At 68.9% G+C, this 15844-nt stretch carries 17 protein-coding genes; 11 read left to right on the top strand and 6 right to left on the bottom strand.

Going from position 1 to position 15844, the window contains the following annotated elements:
* Nucleotides 1-123: 123 nt before the first annotated feature.
* Together KIH27_RS00850 and KIH27_RS00855 are read right to left on the bottom strand one after the other, a co-directional pair.
* Entirely contained in the window at nt 124-1713 is a 1590-nt protein-coding gene (locus KIH27_RS00850; protein ID WP_307856753.1) for an FMN-binding glutamate synthase family protein, read from the bottom strand.
* 3 nt (nt 1714-1716) lie between these two features.
* Nucleotides 1717-2598, bottom strand: coding sequence for a peptidylprolyl isomerase (locus KIH27_RS00855; protein ID WP_214091009.1), 882 nt, complete (start codon nt 2596-2598; stop codon nt 1717-1719).
* A 98-nt stretch (nt 2599-2696) separates the two neighbouring features.
* Here KIH27_RS00855 and KIH27_RS00860 point away from each other — a divergent pair, with 98 nt between their 5' ends.
* From KIH27_RS00860 to KIH27_RS00875, 4 genes are all read left to right on the top strand, one after another.
* Complete coding sequence (locus KIH27_RS00860; RefSeq protein ID WP_214091010.1) at nt 2697-3374, top strand: MBL fold metallo-hydrolase; 678 nt, start codon at nt 2697-2699, stop codon at nt 3372-3374.
* Complete coding sequence (gene hisS / locus KIH27_RS00865; RefSeq protein WP_214091011.1) at nt 3371-4633, top strand: histidine--tRNA ligase; 1263 nt, start codon at nt 3371-3373, stop codon at nt 4631-4633. Before KIH27_RS00860 ends, hisS begins: the two co-directional genes overlap by 4 nt.
* A gap of 78 nt (nt 4634-4711) precedes the next feature.
* Complete coding sequence (locus KIH27_RS00870) at nt 4712-5584, top strand: endonuclease domain-containing protein (RefSeq protein ID WP_214091012.1); 873 nt, start codon at nt 4712-4714, stop codon at nt 5582-5584.
* 90 nt (nt 5585-5674) lie between these two features.
* The gene (locus KIH27_RS00875) at nt 5675-6184 is read left to right on the top strand and encodes an Rv2576c family protein (RefSeq protein ID WP_250149355.1); all 510 of its coding nucleotides are present in this window, start codon (nt 5675-5677) and stop codon (nt 6182-6184) included.
* Between the two features lie 3 nt (nt 6185-6187).
* Here the strand turns inward: KIH27_RS00875 and KIH27_RS00880 are convergent, their stop codons facing one another.
* Both KIH27_RS00880 and KIH27_RS00885 read right to left on the bottom strand, forming a co-directional pair.
* Nucleotides 6188-6526, bottom strand: coding sequence for a gamma-glutamylcyclotransferase family protein (locus KIH27_RS00880; protein ID WP_214091013.1), 339 nt, complete (start codon nt 6524-6526; stop codon nt 6188-6190).
* Nucleotides 6523-7113 carry a helix-turn-helix domain-containing protein gene (locus KIH27_RS00885; RefSeq protein ID WP_214091014.1) on the bottom strand — a complete coding sequence of 197 codons (591 nt, stop codon included), beginning with the start codon at nt 7111-7113 and terminating at the stop codon, nt 6523-6525. The genes KIH27_RS00880 and KIH27_RS00885 overlap by 4 nt, the downstream gene beginning before the upstream one ends.
* Nucleotides 7114-7185: 72 nt before the next feature.
* On the opposite strand from KIH27_RS00885, the gene KIH27_RS00890 reads away from it, so the two are divergent.
* Together KIH27_RS00890 and KIH27_RS00895 are read left to right on the top strand one after the other, a co-directional pair.
* Entirely contained in the window at nt 7186-7974 is a 789-nt protein-coding gene (locus KIH27_RS00890; protein WP_214091015.1) for an aldolase, read from the top strand.
* Between the two features lie 12 nt (nt 7975-7986).
* Nucleotides 7987-8874, top strand: coding sequence for a dihydrodipicolinate synthase family protein (locus tag KIH27_RS00895; protein ID WP_214091016.1), 888 nt, complete (start codon nt 7987-7989; stop codon nt 8872-8874).
* 35 nt (nt 8875-8909) lie between these two features.
* Here the strand turns inward: KIH27_RS00895 and ypfJ are convergent, their stop codons facing one another.
* Nucleotides 8910-9785, bottom strand: a complete 876-nt coding sequence (gene ypfJ / locus KIH27_RS00900; protein WP_214091017.1) for a KPN_02809 family neutral zinc metallopeptidase — start codon at nt 9783-9785, stop codon at nt 8910-8912.
* Between the two features lie 477 nt (nt 9786-10262).
* Here ypfJ and KIH27_RS00905 point away from each other — a divergent pair, with 477 nt between their 5' ends.
* The 4 genes from KIH27_RS00905 to KIH27_RS00920 all read left to right on the top strand — a co-directional run bounded on the left by KIH27_RS00905 (nt 10263) and on the right by KIH27_RS00920 (nt 12470).
* Entirely contained in the window at nt 10263-10577 is a 315-nt protein-coding gene (locus KIH27_RS00905; protein ID WP_214091018.1) for a PE family protein, read from the top strand.
* Between the two features lie 14 nt (nt 10578-10591).
* Entirely contained in the window at nt 10592-11800 is a 1209-nt protein-coding gene (locus KIH27_RS00910) for a PPE family protein (RefSeq protein WP_214091019.1), read from the top strand.
* 77 nt (nt 11801-11877) lie between these two features.
* Nucleotides 11878-12171, top strand: coding sequence for a WXG100 family type VII secretion target (locus KIH27_RS00915; protein ID WP_214091020.1), 294 nt, complete (start codon nt 11878-11880; stop codon nt 12169-12171).
* Nucleotides 12172-12185: 14 nt separating this feature from the next.
* A complete protein-coding gene (locus tag KIH27_RS00920; RefSeq protein WP_214091021.1) occupies nt 12186-12470 on the top strand; it encodes a WXG100 family type VII secretion target in 285 nt (94 codons plus the stop codon).
* 66 nt (nt 12471-12536) lie between these two features.
* Here KIH27_RS00920 and KIH27_RS00925 read toward each other — a convergent pair whose 3' ends face one another.
* Nucleotides 12537-13907: an ESX-1 system-associated protein gene (locus tag KIH27_RS00925; RefSeq protein ID WP_250149356.1), complete on the bottom strand. Its 1371-nt coding sequence runs from the start codon at nt 13905-13907 to the stop codon at nt 12537-12539.
* A 97-nt stretch (nt 13908-14004) separates the two neighbouring features.
* On the opposite strand from KIH27_RS00925, the gene aspS reads away from it, so the two are divergent.
* The gene (aspS, locus tag KIH27_RS00930) at nt 14005-15774 is read left to right on the top strand and encodes an aspartate--tRNA ligase (RefSeq protein ID WP_214091022.1); all 1770 of its coding nucleotides are present in this window, start codon (nt 14005-14007) and stop codon (nt 15772-15774) included.
* The last annotated feature ends 70 nt before the right edge of the window (nt 15775-15844 follow it).

A 15844-nucleotide genomic window follows, 5' to 3' on the forward strand; every position in this document is an offset into this window, starting at 1 on the left:
GTCGAGCCTCGCTACCCGCCGGGTGTTCTGCGGCGGGCCAGCTTCGGCTCTCCTCCGTCGAGCCTCGCTACCCGCCGGGTGTTCTGCGGCGGGCCAGCTTCGGCTCTCCTCCGTCGAGCCTCGCTACCCGCCGGGTGCGAAGCTGTCCGGGTTCGCCGCCGCCCAGTCGGCCGCCCAGGAGGTGGGCCGGTCCGCCAGCAACTGGCCCGGTTCGAGCCACTCGTAGATCTCGGCGTAGCTCCGCACGATCGACGGTGAGACCCGCTTGCGCAGCATGTGCGGTGTCAGGTCCTGCGGGCTGTGTGCGCCCAACGAGGCGATCATCTGCATCGCGGTGCGGACGGTGCCCTCCTGGTAGCGCTGCACCCGCACGCTCTTGTCGGGGACGTTGAGCGCCCGCACCCGTTTCGGATCCTGCGTCGTGATGCCCGTCGGGCAGGTGTTGGTGTGGCAGCGCTGCGCCTGGATGCAGCCGAGCGCCATCATCATCGCCCGCGCGGAGTTGGTGTAGTCGGCGCCCTGGATCAGCCGTTTGACGACGTCGGTGGCGCCGGCCACCTTCCCGCTGGCCCCGAGTTTGATGCGGTCCCGCAGGCCCATGCCGACCAGCACGTTGTGCACGGTCATCAGCCCGTCGGTGAGCGGCATCCCGACGTGGTCCTCGTACTCCAGCGGTGCGGCCCCGGTTCCGCCCTCGGCGCCGTCGACGATGATGAAGTCCGGGGTGACACCCTCGTCGAGCATCGCCTTGCCGATCGCGATGATGTCGGTGCGGGTGCCGACGCACAGTTTGAACCCGGTCGGCTTGCCGTCGGTGAGTTCCCGCATGTGCGCGATGAACCGGACAAGTTCACGCGGGGTGGAAAACGCCGAGTGGGCGGCGGGGCTGACGCATTTCTGGCCAACCGGCACGCCCCGGTAACCGGCGATCTCCTCGCTGACCTTCGCGGCCGGCAGCACCCCGCCCAGACCGGGTTTGGCGCCCTGGCTGAGCTTCAACGAGACGCACTTGATGTTCGGATGCGCAGCCTTGTCGGAGAACTGCGCCGGGTCGAAGAAGCCGTCGGGGGTGCGCGCCCCGAAGTACCCCGACCCGATCTCCCAGATCAGGTCCCCGCCGTGCTCCAGGTGGTACGGGGTCAGGCCGCCCTCGCCGGTGTCGTGGGCGAAGCCGCCCATCGCCGCGCCCTTGTTCAGCGCCAGGATCGCGTTCGACGACAGCGCCCCGAAGCTCATCGCCGAGACGTTCACCAGCGCCATCGGGTACGGGTGCTTGCAGTCGGGCCCGCCGATCAGTGCCCGGGGCGGCTCCTCGGCAACCGGCACCGGTGCGACCGACTGCGCCAGGTGCTCGTAGCCGACCGAGTCGATGTCGCGTTCGGTGCCGAACGCCTGCTCGGAATGGATGCCCTTGGCGCGCTCGTAGATGATCGTGCGCCGCGCCCGGTCGTAGGGCCGGCCGTCGAAGTTGCGCTCGATGAAGTACTGCTGCAGTTCCGGCCGCAGATCCTCCATCAGGAACCGCATGTGCCCCAGGATCGGGTAGTTGCGCAGGATCGTGTGCCGGGTTTGGAGCAGGTCGTAGATTCCGAGCGCGAACAGCAGTCCGCTGGGCGCCGCAAGCCACCACCAGTCCGGATGGACCGTGACGGCCGCGGCGCCGGCGGCCAGCGCGGCGATGCCGAAGACGACGACGGGCAGGAACCGGTACACCGGTCAGTCCGTCCGGACCGACTTGATCTTGACCTTGAGCACCGGCGGACCGTCGCTGGGGCCGTTGCCGCCGGGCGCCACGCCGGCCTTGGCGATCTTGTCCAGGGTGGTCAGGCCGTCCTCCTGGATGGTGCCGAACACCGTGTACTGCGGCGGCAACTGGGAGTCGGCGTACACCAGGAAGAACTGGCTGCCGTTGGTGCCGGGGCCGGCGTTGGCCATCGCCACCGTGCCACGCGGGTACACCACCGGCTCGCGGGCCGCGGGGTCGTTCGGCTGGTACTGATCGGTGGGGTACTCGTTGGCGAACTCGTATCCCGGGCCGCCGGTGCCGTCGCCGTCGGGGTCGCCGCACTGCAGCACCTTCAGCGACGGTGAGGTGGTCAGCCGGTGGCAGAAGGTGTCGTTGAAGAAGTCCTTGTTGCCCAGGCTGACGAAGCTGTTGACCGTGCACGGCGCCTGGGCGTTGTTCAGGATCAGCCCGATCGGGCCCTGGTCGGTCATCATCGAGACACTGACCTGCGCCGGCTCGGTCGGAACCTTGCCGGTCCGCGGCGGCTCGACCTGCTTGCTGGCCGGCCGCGACGACTTCGGGTACTGGCAGTTGGCGCCCAGCGTGGGGGAGGCGACGAACTTCGGCAGCTGACCGGACTCGCCGGGCTGGCCGGTCGACTCCCCGCCGGCCGCGCTGTCGACGGCCGCGGTGTCGGACGTGTGGTTGGTGCGCAGCACGACCGTCGTCGTCGCACCGATCGCCAGCACAGCCGCCGCCACCGCTGCGCCGATCATCAGGTAGCGGCGCTGCCGGGTCTCCTTGGCACGCTGCTCCACCTGCTGATCCAGATTGCGCTTCGCCTGAGCGCGTCGTTCTTCGTTCGAGGGCACCGCCGAAAACCTCCTGGGCTTGCTGGTGAGTTGCGTTCGAGTCTGCCAGTTCTGCCCGCGTAACGGCGGCGGGGGCGCGCAGTGGGAAACTGGTCGGCGTGTTGGTCACCGGATTTCCCGCTGGAATGCTGGCGTGCAACTGCTACGTGCTGGCGACGCGGCAGGGTGCCGACGCGATCATCGTCGACCCGGGCCAGCGCGCGATGGGCCAGTTGCGCCGCATTCTCGACGAGAACCGGCTCACCCCGGCGGCGGTGCTGCTCACCCACGGCCACATCGACCACATCTGGAGCGCGCAGAAGGTCTCCGACACGTTCGGCTGCCCGGTCTACATCCACCCCGAGGACCGGTACATGCTCACCGACCCGGTTCGCGCGCTCGGCACCGGAACCGGCCTGGGGTTGGTCGGGGCGCTGGTCGGGGTGATGTTCTCCGAGCCGCGGCAGCTGATCGAACTGGACCGCGACGGTGACAAGATCGGCCTCGGCGACACCACCGTCACCGTCGACTTCACCCCCGGCCACACCCGCGGCTCGGTCTGCTTCCGGGTCGAGGGGGATGACGCCGAACTGGTGTTCAGCGGGGACACGCTGTTCCAGAACTCGGTCGGGCGCACCGACCTGCCCGGCGGTAGTGGGCGCGACCTGATGCACTCGATCATCGACAAGCTGCTGGTGCTCGACGACGCTGCCGTAGTGCTGCCCGGGCACGGCCCCAAGACCACGATCGGCGCCGAGCGCCGGCGCAACCCGTTCCTCGAAGGACTGAGCCGATGACGACCTTTGCCGCACCCAAGGGTGTGCCCGATTACATTCCGCCGGCCTCCGCTGGTTTCGTGGCGGTGCGTGACGGCCTGCTGGCCGTCGCCCGGCGTGCCGGTTACGGCGACGTCGAACTGCCGATCTTCGAGGACACCGCGCTGTTCGCCCGCGGGGTGGGGGAGTCCACCGACGTCGTCTCCAAGGAGATGTACACCTTCGCCGATCGCGGCGACCGCTCGGTGACGCTGCGCCCGGAGGGCACTGCCGGGGTTATGCGCGCGGTGATCGAGCACGGTCTGGATCGCGGGCAGCTGCCGGTGAAACTCTGCTACGCCGGTCCGTTCTTCCGCTACGAGCGCCCGCAGGCCGGGCGTTACCGGCAGTTGCAGCAGGTCGGGGTGGAGGCGATCGGCGTCGACGACCCGGCGCTGGACGCCGAGGTGATCGCGGTCGCCGACGCCGGCTTCCGGTCGCTGGGTCTGACCGGTTTCCGGCTGGAGCTGACCTCGCTGGGTGATGACACCTGCCGTCCGCAGTACCGGGAGTTGTTGCAGAGCTTCCTGTTCGAGCTGGATCTGGATGAGGAGACCCGCCGGCGCGCGGAGCTCAACCCGCTGCGGGTGCTCGACGACAAGCGCCCGCATGTGCGGGAGATGACCGCCGACGCCCCGCTGATGCTCAACCACCTCTCCGGCGAGGCCAAGCAGCATTTCGAGACAGTGCTGGCGCACCTCGACGCGCTCGGGGTGCCGTATGTGATCAACCCGCGGATGGTGCGGGGCCTGGACTACTACACCAAGACCACGTTCGAGTTCGTGCACGACGGCCTGGGCGCGCAGTCCGGTATCGGCGGCGGCGGCCGGTACGACGGGCTGATGAGTCAGCTTGGCGGCCAAGACCTTTCCGGCATCGGCTTCGGTCTCGGGGTGGACCGCACGCTGCTGGCGCTGGCTGCCGAAGGGGTGAGCGTGGGTGCCGCCAGCCGATGCGACGTGTACGGCGTCGGGCTGAGCGAAGCCGCCAAACTGCGGCTGGCGGTGCTGGGAGCACAGCTGCGCGCCGCCGGGGTGCGGGTCGATCTGGCCTACGGCGGCCGCGGACTCAAGGGTGCGATGCGCGGCGCCGACCGGTCCGGGGCCACGCTGGCGCTGGTCGCCGGTGACCGGGACATCGAGGCCGGGGTGGTCGGTGTGAAGACCCTGGCGACCGGCGAGCAGGTCGACGTGGCGTTCGACGATGTGGTGGCCGATGTCCTGCGGCGAATGTCGGCTTGACGCACGGTTATCCACAGAAAATGTGAAATAGCCCGACGCTCGTCGGCGTGATGACGGCCGATCCGCCACGGTGACCGGATGGGGACGTCGAACCGGCCGTTCATCGGCACCGAGGCACTGGCTGCGGGCCGGGTCAGCAGGCGAGCGTTGGCCCGGCGCTACCGGATGATCTACCGCAACGTCTACCTGCACGACGGTGCTGAGCTGACGGCGACCGGGCGGGCGGCGGCCGCATGGTTGTGGTCCGGCCGCAGAGCGACGGCGGCCGGGGTGTCCGCCGCGGCGCTGCACGGGTCGCGGTGGCTGGACGCGCGCCTCCCGGCCGAATTGAATCGCATGACCCCGTCGACGGTCGACGGGATCGTCATCCACCGCGAGCGCCTGGAAGCCGACGAGGTGTGCCGGATCAGCGGCATTCCGACGACGACGCCGGCGCGAACCGCCTTCGACCTCGGCCGTCAGCCGGGGTTGAGCACTGCGGTCATCCGATTGGACGCGCTGGCCAACGCCACGGGCCTGCGGTCGGTCGACATCGACCCGTTGGTGGACCGGCATCGTGGGGTGCGAGGGCTGGTCCAGCTACGGCAGGCGCTGAGGCTGATGGATGCGGGTGCAGAATCGCCGCAGGAGACTCGGACCCGGTTGCTGCTGGTGCGCGCCGGGCTTCCCACCCCGACGACGCAGATCGTGGTGTGCGATGCCTTCGGCCGGATCTTCGCTCGCATCGATATGGGTTGGCCCGACTACCTCGTCGGCGTCGAGTTCGACGGCGCGCAGCATTGGACGGATCCGGCGCGACGCACTGCTGACATCGATCGATACGCCGAATTGCAGGCGCGGGGGTGGGTGATCATCCGAGTCAGCAGTGATCTGCTGCGCTACCGGCCGGGCATCGTGGTCGCCCGCGTCAGCGCCGCCCTGCGCGCGGCGGGTTGCCCGGGCCTTGCGTGAGTGTCGGCTCGGCACACGCTTTCAGCCAAAGACCGTGCTGCAATCCGACACTCGGCAGGGGGATCGCCGATTCCGGTAGCGTTGGCGGCTATGACGAACATGCGAGGGGCGGCAGCGCGGATCGGCGCGGCACTGGTCGTGGCGGCGTTCGGTGTCGTGGCAGGTCAGGCCAGCGCGCTGGCCGACCCGGATGCGTCGGAGACGGCCGAGACCCCGGCGGCGACCGAGGCGCCGACGGCCACCGAGACCCCGACGAGCAGCCCGTCGACCGCCGGCGGCCACCAGGTGACCTACACGATCACCGCCACCAGTGAACTCAACGTCGACGTCCAGTACATCCAGACCGACCCGCCCAGCAAGGCCGCCTACAACTCCGACGCCGACAAGTACCTCGCGACGTCGCGGCGGACCCCGATCAACCCCGGCTCACCGCTGGTGTACACCGCCACACTGGCCGACCCGAGTCAGTGGGCGCTGGTCACCGCCAGCGGCGGCCTGCGGATCAACCCCGAACTGCATTGCGCGATCGCCATCGACGGCGAGGAGGTCGTCTCGGTGCAGGGCGGCAGTGGGGTGACCTGCTCGACCCGGCCCTGGTAGGCGCTAGCCGGCGAACACGTACACCCAGGCCCGGCCGCCGGAGCGCAGCGGCACCGAGATCCGCCGGTAGGCGTCGACCTCGTAGTCGTCGGCGGCCGCCAGTTCTTCGGTGCTGATCGCGAACACCGTGCCGGCCACCTGCGCGTCCGGGCCCGACGGTGTGAGGATCGGGTGCCGGTCGCTGCCGCTGAGTGCGACCACTGCCGGATCGGTGATCGTCACGTGCTGCAGTTCGTAGCCGATGATCGCGTCGGGCCGGCCGTCGAGTTCGCGTCCGAACGTGGCGAGCTGCACCTCGCGCTGGCGCAGCGTGCCGTAGGAGAACAGCAGCTCCTGGCTCACCGGGAGCCGCGGGGTATCTGCGGCGGTTCCAGCTTCGCTTCTCCTTCGTCGAACCTCGCTGAACCGCCGGGTTCGTCGGCGGTGACGACGACGACTTCGGCCGGTTGCGTTCCGACGCTGTGGATCCGGTGGCTGATCGACGCGTCGAAGTAGGCGCTGTCACCCGCCGAGAGCGTCCACGTCTGATCGCCGTACTCCAGTCGCACCGTCCCGGTGTGGACGAATACGAACTCCTGGCCGGAATGCAGCGGGTGCGCGCTGCCCGTGCTGCGGCCGGACGGGTGAACAACGAACGGGGACATGGATTTTCCCAGCATCTCGGCGGCCACCGGCTGATGGCGCCTGCGGTCCGACGTGCGGTCCGCCGCCCGGTCGACGGTGATCTTCTCCGCGTCGCTGCGCTCGGAGAACAGTTGCGCCACATCGACGTTGAGCGCGTATGCCACTTTGAGGGCCACCGCGATCGACGGCGTGCTCTGGCGACGTTCTATCTTCGACAGGTAGCTTTTGGTCAGCCCGGTCTGCTCGGCGAGGTCTGCCAGCGTGAGTCCCCGCTGCCTGCGGACCGTGCGCAGCAATGCCGACATGGCGCCATGATGACACAAAGTGTCCTGACGCATACGATCGTTTCATCAACCCACCGACCCCGGGAGCTGGCGATGGCGACCACATTCGGCGATTCCAAGTCCGATCTGATGCAGCGTGCACAGGACCGGATGGCGCAGACGCTCACCGAACCGGACTGGACCATCCGGCAGAAGCTCGCGCTGACCTGCCGGGCGCTGTCGGACCGTGGGCACGACTCCGGTCTGACCGGCCAGATCACCGCTCGCGGTGAGGAGCCCGGCACCTACTACACGCAGCGGCTCGGGCTGGGGTTCGACGAGATCACGCAGGACAATCTGCTGTTGGTCGACGAGGACCTGAACGTCCTCGAAGGGGACGGAATGGCCAACCCCGCCAACCGATTCCACAGCTGGATCTACCGGGCCCGCCCGGACGTGCAGTGCATCGTGCACAGTCACGCCTACCACGTCGCGGCACTGTCGATGCTGGAGGTTCCGCTGGTGATCTCGCACATGGACACCACCGCGCTCTACGACGACGTGGCATTCCTGCCGTTCTGGCCGGGCGTCCCGGTCGGCAACGAGGAGGGGGAGACCATCGCTGCGGCCCTCGGGGACAAGAAGGCGATCCTGCTGGCGCACCACGGCCAGATCATCGCCGGCGCCAGCATCGAGGAGGCCTGTTCGCTGGGCGTGCTGATCGAACGCGCCGCCGAACTGCAGATGACCGCGATGGCGGCCGGTGAGATCAAACCGCTGCCGGAGCAACTCGCCCGCGAAGCCCACGACTGGACGCTGCGCCCGGCCCGCAGCGCGGCCAACTTCGCCTACTACGCCCGCCGGGCACTGGTCAACCACCCCGACGCGATCACCCAAACCTAGAAAGCACCGAACATGACAGAGCAGCCCGATTTCCACGGCATCATCGCCTACCCCGTCACCCCGTTCACCGCGGACGAGCGCATCGACACCACTGCGCTGACCGTGATCGTCGAGCGACTGGTCGATGCCGGCGTGCACGCCATCGCCCCGCTGGGCAGCACCGGTGAGCTGGCCTACCTCACCGAGGACGAGTTCGACGCCGTCGTCGACACCTCGGTGGCGGCGGTCGCCGGCCGACTGCCGGTGCTGGTCGGCGTCTCCGATGTGACGACGGCGAAGACGGTGCGACGCGCTGAATACGCGCGGCAGGCCGGCGCCGACGCGGTGATGGTGGCCCCGGTGGCGTACTGGAAGCTCTCCGAGCGGGAGATCGCGGCGCACTACGCGAGCATCTCGGCGGCCGTCGACGTCCCGATCGTCGCCTACAACAACCCGGCCACCTCCGGGGTGGACATGAGCCCCGAATTCCTGGTGGGCATGTTCGAGACCATCGACAACGTCACGATGGTGAAGGAGTCGACGGGCGACATCACCCGGATGCTGCGGATCGCGAAGCTGTCCGACGGCCACCTGCCGTTCTACAACGGCAGCAACCCGCTGGTCCTCGAGGCACTGCGCGCCGGCGCGGCCGGCTGGTGCACGGCGGCGCCGAACCTGCGGCCGCAGGCGTGCCTGGACTTGTACGAGGCGGTGATCACCGGGAATCTGGATCACGCCCAGGCCCTGTACAACGACCTGAAACCGCTGCTGGAGTTCATCGTCGCCGGGGGACTGGCCACCACGGTCAAAGCCGGCCTGGAACTACTCGGGGTGACCGCCGGAGTGCCGCGGCGCCCGCTGCTGCCACTGGACGACGCCGGGCGCGCCGAGCTGGAAGGGCTGCTGGCCGGGAATGGATAGCCGGGCGCGTCACTCGTCGTCTCGGCGCGAACCGCCTACCCCAGATCGGCGGCGGCGAACGTGTCGCACTGCTTCGGGTCGCCGGTCTGGTAGCCGACGGTGAACCAGTGCTGGCGCTGCGATGAGGCGCCGTGCGTCCAGGACTCCGGGTTGACCCGGCCGGTCGCGGCCTTCTGAATCCGATCGTCGCCCACCGACGACGCCGCCGACAGTGCATCGCGGATGTCGTCGTCGGTCAGCGGCTCCAGGAACGGCACCCCCGTGCTCTCCTGCTTGGTGACCGACGCGTAGTGCGCCCACACCCCGGCGTAGCAGTCGGCCTGCAGTTCGGTGCGCACCCCGGCGCCGGTCGCACCCTGCGCGCCGTGCTGAGCGCGGCCCAGCACCCCCTGCAGGTTCTGCACGTGGTGGCCGAACTCATGGGCTACTACATATTCCTGTGCCAGCGGACCGCTGCTGGACCCGAACTGGTTGACGAGCACCTGGAAGAAGTCCGTGTCGAAGTAGGCGGTCTGGTCGACGGGGCAGTAGAACGGTCCGACCGCGCTGCTGGCGGTTCCGCAGCCGGTGCCGACCTGACCGGTGAACAGTTGGACGTGCGGGCGGGTGTAGCCGCGCATCAGGTCCGACCACACCGCGTCTACCGAATTGCTGGTAGCCACCACACGGCACTGCACATATTTATTGGCGTCCTGGCCGGTGCGGCATTTGTTCAGATCGAAGCCCGGCGATGAATACTGACCCGGGCTCACCGGCTGCTGGCTGAGCACATCACCCGGGTCGGCGCCCAGCAGCAGCGCCACCACCATGATCAACAGGCCGGTCACGCCACCGCCGATCGCGATCCCGCGCCCGCCTCCGCCGGATTTAGTGGTGCTCGTGTCGATCTGCATGCCTTCGTTGAAGGTCATCGCACGCTCCGTGAGGTTCGAGGTGAGGCCGGTTCAGCCCCATCAGCTTTGCACAGACCGGCGCCGTGCTGCCCTGCGTTGGCCGGCCACAATCCGGGCACTTTACTTAACCGGAGTTGTGACGTCTGGTCAGTTGCCAAACCTTTACTGAAAGTTTGTAGCCCCGCTGTACTGCGGCTTGAACCGGTGTTACGTTCTGTCTCCGGCCTGTTGTGGAGAACACACGTAACGGGCCGTAACGGCTACTGGCACCACCACAACTACTCGGAGAGGTCGTCTGCTCGGTGAACACGACTGGTCGCGTCGACCCGAACCGGCATGGAGCCGGTCGGACGCGGGTGACGGTGCGCGCCGAGCAGCCCGGATTTATCAGATCGCTATTAATCGGCTTCGGCTAGAGTGACGTGCGTCAAATCGTGACGCAGATTTCGACCACGCAACACCGAGCATCCCCGCTTCGTATTCCAGGAGGAACAGATGTCGTTCGTAGATGTCCACCCTGAGCTTCTGACGGCCGCCGCCGGCAATCTCTCGGGCATCGGTGACGCGATGACCGAGGGGATCGCGGCCGGTGCCGCGCCGACGACCGGTGTGATACCCGCGGCCGTGGACCCGGTGTCCGGGATGGCCGCCGGGCAGCTGAACACCAACGGCGAGTTGTTCCAGCAGTTCAGTGCGCTGGCCGCCGCCGCCCACCAGCAGATCGTGGCCACGATGAACAACAATGCCGCCCGCTACGCGATCGCCGAGGCTGCCAACGCCGCCAGCGCCGCCGCGACATCTGCGATCTGAGACGAGACGCCTGTATGAGCTTCATGCTCTTTCCGCCGGAGATCAACTCCTGGATGATCAACACCGGCCCCGGCGCGGGGCCGCTGCTGGAGGCAGCGGCCGCCTGGACCGCGATGGCGGCGGACCTGTCGTCATCGGCGACGGCCACCCACGGGGTGGCCTCGGACCTGCCGTTCGTGTGGAACAGCCCGGCGTCACTGGTGGCGGAATCGTCGATCGCGACGCACATCACCAGCCTGCAGCAGGCGGCCTCGGCGGCGGCGGAGATGGCGCAGCAGGCCACCACTGCGGCCGCGCTGTTCCAGTCCGCGCAGGCCGCCTCGGTGCCGCCGGCGGTGATCGCGGCCAACCGGGCCACGCTGCTGTCGCTGATCGCGACGAACTGGCTGGGCCAGAACACGCCGGCGATCATGGCCACCGAGCACATGTACGAGGTGATGTGGGCGCAGGACGGTGCCACCATGGACACCTACGACGGCGCGTCGAAGACCAACAACAAGGCGCTGGCGCAGCCGGCGACGGCGAAGAGCCAGGCGGGATCGGCCGCGGATGGCGGCCAAACCGGGACACAGCCGTCGCCGACGACGCCGCAGACCCCCGGCGGTAGCACCGGCGCGCCACAAGCGACCATCGGGCAGACGCTGTCGATGCTGGGTGTCCCGGATTCAACGATCCAGGCTCTTCCGGAGTCCTTCACCAGCGCCAATCTGCAGACGGCTTCCCAGTTCCTCTACTACCCGGCGACCTACGGCTCGACGGCGATCCGGTACCTGATGATGCTGCAGCAGTTCGCCCGGATGGGCTCAGCCGCCGGGTCCTCGCTGGCCAGCCAGACCAGCGGCGCGGCCAGTGGCGGCACCGGCACGCTGATGACGCAGATCGGCGACTTCGTCAACGACAAGCTGCAGGGCGCGGTCGGCGTGCTGGCCGGCCATTTCAGCTCGGCCACCAGCGCGATCTCGGCGAAGCTGGGTGAAGCCGCTTCGATGGGCGCGCTGAAGGTGCCGGGAGCCTGGGCGGCGGCCGCCGACGGCATGGTCCGCGCCGCCCCGGTGCTGCCGGCCACCACGGTCAGCGCCCCGGTGCAGACCATGTCGGCCACCTCCGGTCTGCCCGGCGGCCCGTTCGGTCACGCGATGATGGGTGCGATGGCCGGCCGCGGCATGGGCGCCATCGCCGCTAAAGCCCCCAAGGTGATCCCCCGTTCGCCGGCCGGCGGGTGACGGAAGGGGCCTGGACACACGTTCGCGCCGGGTCGGCCCCGGCACCACAGGAATTTCGATCGACTTAGGAGAGTCTCATGGCACGTTTTATGACCGACCCGGACGCGATGCGTTCGATGGCGGGGCGTTTCGACGTTCACGCGCAGACCGTTGAGGACGAGGCCCGCCGGATGTGGGCGTCGTCGACGAACATCTCCGGCTCGGGCTGGGGTGGTCTGGCGGAGAAGACCAGCTACGACACCATGGGCCAGATGCAGACGGCGTTCCGCAACATCGTGAACATGCTGCACGGGGTGCGGGACGGGCTGATCCGCGACGCGAACCACTACGAGCAGCAGGAAGCTGCCTCGCAGCAGATCCTGTCGAGCTAGAAGGAGACCCTCTGATGAGCATCAATTACCAGTTCGGCGACGTCGACGCCCACGGTGCGCTGATCCGCGCCCAGGCCGCCTCCCTGGAGGCGGAGCACCAGGCGATCGTGCACGACGTGCTCGCCGCCGGGGATTTCTGGGGCGGCGCCGGTTCGGTGGCGTGCCAGGAGTTCGTGACCCAGCTCGGCCGCAACTTCGCGGTCATCTACGAGCAGGCGAACTCGCACGGTCAGAAGGTGCAGTCGGCCGGCAACAACATGGCCAACACCGACTCGGCCGTCGGCTCCAGCTGGGCCTGACCCAACCGACAAGAAAACCGGCGCAGCCCGTGGGCTGCGCCGGTTTTTTGTATCCGCGACCTGGCGTTACCCGCCGGCCGGCGTCACCGCCGCACACCCGCCGAGCACGGTGGTGGAGACGAACGTCGCGGCGTTGGCCAGATAGTTGTCCGACGGGTCGTAGGTCGGCAGCGCGACCACGAACGCCCGCCGGTACTGCGCAGAGAGTTCCGCGAAGTCCTGCAGGACCGGGTTGTTGCTGCGACGACCCAACTGCTGCATCTTGTTGGCCAGGCTGATCATGATCGGGCCGACCGCCAGGTTGGCGGCCTTCTGCTGCGGGTTCCAGTAGGTCGACGGAATGCTCGGGTCGATGCCCTGCCAATCCGCGGTGTCGGCACCGAACTTGTCCAGTGCGGTCCGCCAGTCGGCGCAGACCGGGTTGGGTCCGGTCAGGTAGCGCTGCGGATTGGTCGGATTGCCCGGCGTCGCGGTCTTGGTCGGCGCGGACTGGGCCTCCACCAGCGGGCCACGCGAGGCTGCCGAGCCGTTCGTGGTGGCGGCGCAGATCGCGGCCAGCGCCGAGGCGGCGCTGTGCGCGGTGCCGGACAGGGCGGCGTCCCGCGCGGTGTAGTTGGGGATGTGCTCGACGAATGCCCGCGAGTAGGCGATGAACTGCTCGTACAGTTCCCGCATCACCCGGTGCGGCGTCAGCTTCACCAGCCCGATGGTCTGGGCGGCCGCACTGCGCACCACCTGACCGGCGGCCAGGTACTCCTTCTTCTGCTCGTCGTTCCACTCCGAGGCCGGGATCGACTGGTCGCGCTCGTTCCACTTGCCGTGTCCCAGCAGGGACAGCGTGTTGGCCAGGTTGGAACTGATCGCGGTCCATGCGGTGCAACTGGGGTCATCGATGATGACGGTCACCGGGCCGGTGTCGTCGGCGCTCGCGATCCCGGAGGGGGCCGCCCCGCGTCCGGCGCCGGTGCCCTCGGCCATGCCGCCCTTGCCGGGATCACCGCCGAGCAACACCACCCCCACCAGCACGACGGCCACCACCGCCAGCAGTACCACCGCGATCAGGCCCCACTTCAGGCTGCCGCTGAGGCCCTTGGCTGAAGACTCCTCGTCTTCTTCCTCTTCTTCTTCGTCGTCATCGTCGTCGGAGTACACCGCGTGCGCACCGCGCGACCGGACGACCGGGGTCTCGACGTACTCGGTGTCGTCGTCGTCTTCGTCTTCTTCTTCGACTTCCGACTCGTCGTCCCCGCCGTCTTCGTCGTCTTCGTCGTACTCGTCGTCAGCGAGTTCCGAATCCTCGTCGTACTCATCGTCGGAGTCGTACTCGTCGTCGCCGTCCTCGAAATCCGAAGCGTCCTGAGCTTCGTAGGCCTCGGTGGCTCCGCCGTCGGGGAAGCCGTCATCGAACTTGTCCCCGTCGAGGGTGCCATCGGTCACAGTCAGAGAGCTTAAAGCACCGACCGCCCCGGTCCGTGCCATGCGCTCCCTCTAGACTGGGCGCGCTACCAAACCGATTCCGTTCAGGGGGTATTCCGTGCTGCGCAGCCACGACGCCGGTTCACTGCGAGCCACCGACGCCGGGCTGACCGTCACGCTGGCCGGTTGGGTTGCCCGCCGCCGCGACCACGGCGGGGTGATCTTCATCGACCTGCGCGACGCCTCCGGGGTGTCCCAGGTGGTCTTCCGCAGCGCGGAGATCCTGGAGCAGGCGCACCGGTTGCGTGCCGAATTCTGCGTCGCCGTCACCGGTGTCGTCGAGGTCCGGCCGGCTGGGAACGAGAACCCGGACCTGCCCACCGGCGCCATCGAGGTCAACGCGACGTCGCTGACCGTGCTCAACGAGGCCGCGCCGCTGCCGTTCCAGCTCGACGAGCCGGCCGGTGAAGAGGCCCGGCTGCGGCACCGCTACCTGGACCTGCGCCGCGAGGACGGCCCCGGCGCGGCGCTGCGGCTGCGCTCCAAGGTGAACGCCGCCGCCCGCGGGGTGCTGGCCGGCCACGACTTCGTCGAGATCGAGACCCCGACCCTGACCCGCTCCACCCCGGAGGGCGCCCGCGACTTCCTGGTGCCCGCCCGGCTGCAGCCCGGTTCGTTCTACGCGTTGCCGCAGAGCCCGCAGCTGTTCAAGCAGTTGCTGATGGTCGCCGGCATGGAGCGCTACTACCAGATCGCCCGCTGCTACCGGGACGAGGACTTCCGCGCCGACCGGCAACCGGAGTTCACCCAGCTCGACCTGGAGATGAGCTTCGTCGACGCCGAGGACGTCATGGCGGTGGCCGAAGAGGTGCTGACGGCGCTGTGGGCGCTGATCGGCTACGCCCTGCCGACCCCGCTGCCGCGGATCACCTACGCCGACGCCATGCGCCGGTTCGGCTCCGACAAGCCCGACCTGCGGTTCGGCCTGGAACTGGTGGAGTGCGCGGAGTTCTTCAAAGACACCGAGTTCCGGGTGTTCCAGGCGCCGTACGTCGGCGCGGTGGTCATGCCGGGTGGGGCGTCGCAGCCGCGGCGCACGCTGGACGGCTGGCAGGAGTTCGCCAAGCAGCGCGGGCACAAGGGCCTGGCTTACGTCCTGGTGGGCGAGGACGGCGAGCTGTCCGGTCCGGTCGCCAAGAACCTCACCGACGCCGAGCGGGCCGGCCTGGCCGGGCATGTCGACGCCAAGCCGGGGGACTGCATCTTCTTCGCGGCCGGGCCCGCCAAGGGTGCGCGGGCGCTGCTGGGTGCAGCGCGCATCGAGATCGCCAAACGCCTCGACCTGATCGACCCGGCCGCTTGGGCGTTCACCTGGGTGGTCGACCCGCCGCTGTTCGAGCCGGCCGGCGACGCGACCGCCGCCGGGGACGTCGCCGTCGGCTCCGGGGCGTGGACCGCGGTGCATCACGCGTTCACCTCGCCGAAGCCCGGCCACGAGGCGACGCTGCAATCCGACCCCGGCGCGGTGCTGGCCGACGCCTACGACGTGGTGTGCAACGGCAACGAGATCGGCGGTGGCTCCGTTCGTATCCACCGCCGCGACGTGCAGCAGCAGGTCTTCGAGGTGATGGGGATCGGCGCCGAGGAGGCGCAGGAGAAGTTCGGCTTCCTGCTCGACGCCTTCAGCTACGGCGCACCGCCGCACGGCGGGCTGGCGTTCGGCTGGGACCGGGTGGTGTCGCTGCTGGCCGGGGTCGACTCGATCCGCGAGGTGATCGCCTTCCCGAAGTCCGGTGGCGGCATCGACCCGCTGACCGATGCCCCGGCGCCGATCACCGCGCAGCAGCGCAAGGAGTCCGGGATCGACGCCAAGCCCGAGCCGCGCTGAGGTTCCCCGCCGAGTTCGACGTCAGCGTGACGTGCTGTCGGGGTTTCCCGCGCTGGCGTTGAACTCGCGG

This window comes from Mycolicibacter acidiphilus (assembly GCF_018455725.1).
GTDB classification, from domain to species: Bacteria; Actinomycetota; Actinomycetes; order Mycobacteriales; family Mycobacteriaceae; genus Mycobacterium; species Mycobacterium acidiphilum.

Excerpts from the sequence above, each read along its gene's own strand:
- KIH27_RS00905 (WP_214091018.1), top strand. The coding sequence starts at position 10,263 with ATGTCGTTCGTAGATGTCCACCCTGAGCTTCTGACGGCCGCCGCCGGC.
- KIH27_RS00870 (WP_214091012.1), top strand. The coding sequence starts at position 4,712 with ATGGGGACGTCGAACCGGCCGTTCATCGGCACCGAGGCACTGGCTGCG.
- ypfJ (WP_214091017.1), bottom strand. The coding sequence starts at position 9,785 with ATGACCTTCAACGAAGGCATGCAGATCGACACGAGCACCACTAAATCC.
- KIH27_RS00920 (WP_214091021.1), top strand. The coding sequence starts at position 12,186 with ATGAGCATCAATTACCAGTTCGGCGACGTCGACGCCCACGGTGCGCTG.
- KIH27_RS00890 (WP_214091015.1), top strand. The coding sequence starts at position 7,186 with ATGGCGACCACATTCGGCGATTCCAAGTCCGATCTGATGCAGCGTGCA.
- KIH27_RS00875 (WP_250149355.1), top strand. The coding sequence starts at position 5,675 with ATGACGAACATGCGAGGGGCGGCAGCGCGGATCGGCGCGGCACTGGTC.
- KIH27_RS00885 (WP_214091014.1), bottom strand. The coding sequence starts at position 7,113 with ATGTCGGCATTGCTGCGCACGGTCCGCAGGCAGCGGGGACTCACGCTG.
- hisS (WP_214091011.1), top strand. The coding sequence starts at position 3,371 with ATGACGACCTTTGCCGCACCCAAGGGTGTGCCCGATTACATTCCGCCG.
- KIH27_RS00910 (WP_214091019.1), top strand. The coding sequence starts at position 10,592 with ATGAGCTTCATGCTCTTTCCGCCGGAGATCAACTCCTGGATGATCAAC.
- KIH27_RS00895 (WP_214091016.1), top strand. The coding sequence starts at position 7,987 with ATGACAGAGCAGCCCGATTTCCACGGCATCATCGCCTACCCCGTCACC.
- KIH27_RS00915 (WP_214091020.1), top strand. The coding sequence starts at position 11,878 with ATGGCACGTTTTATGACCGACCCGGACGCGATGCGTTCGATGGCGGGG.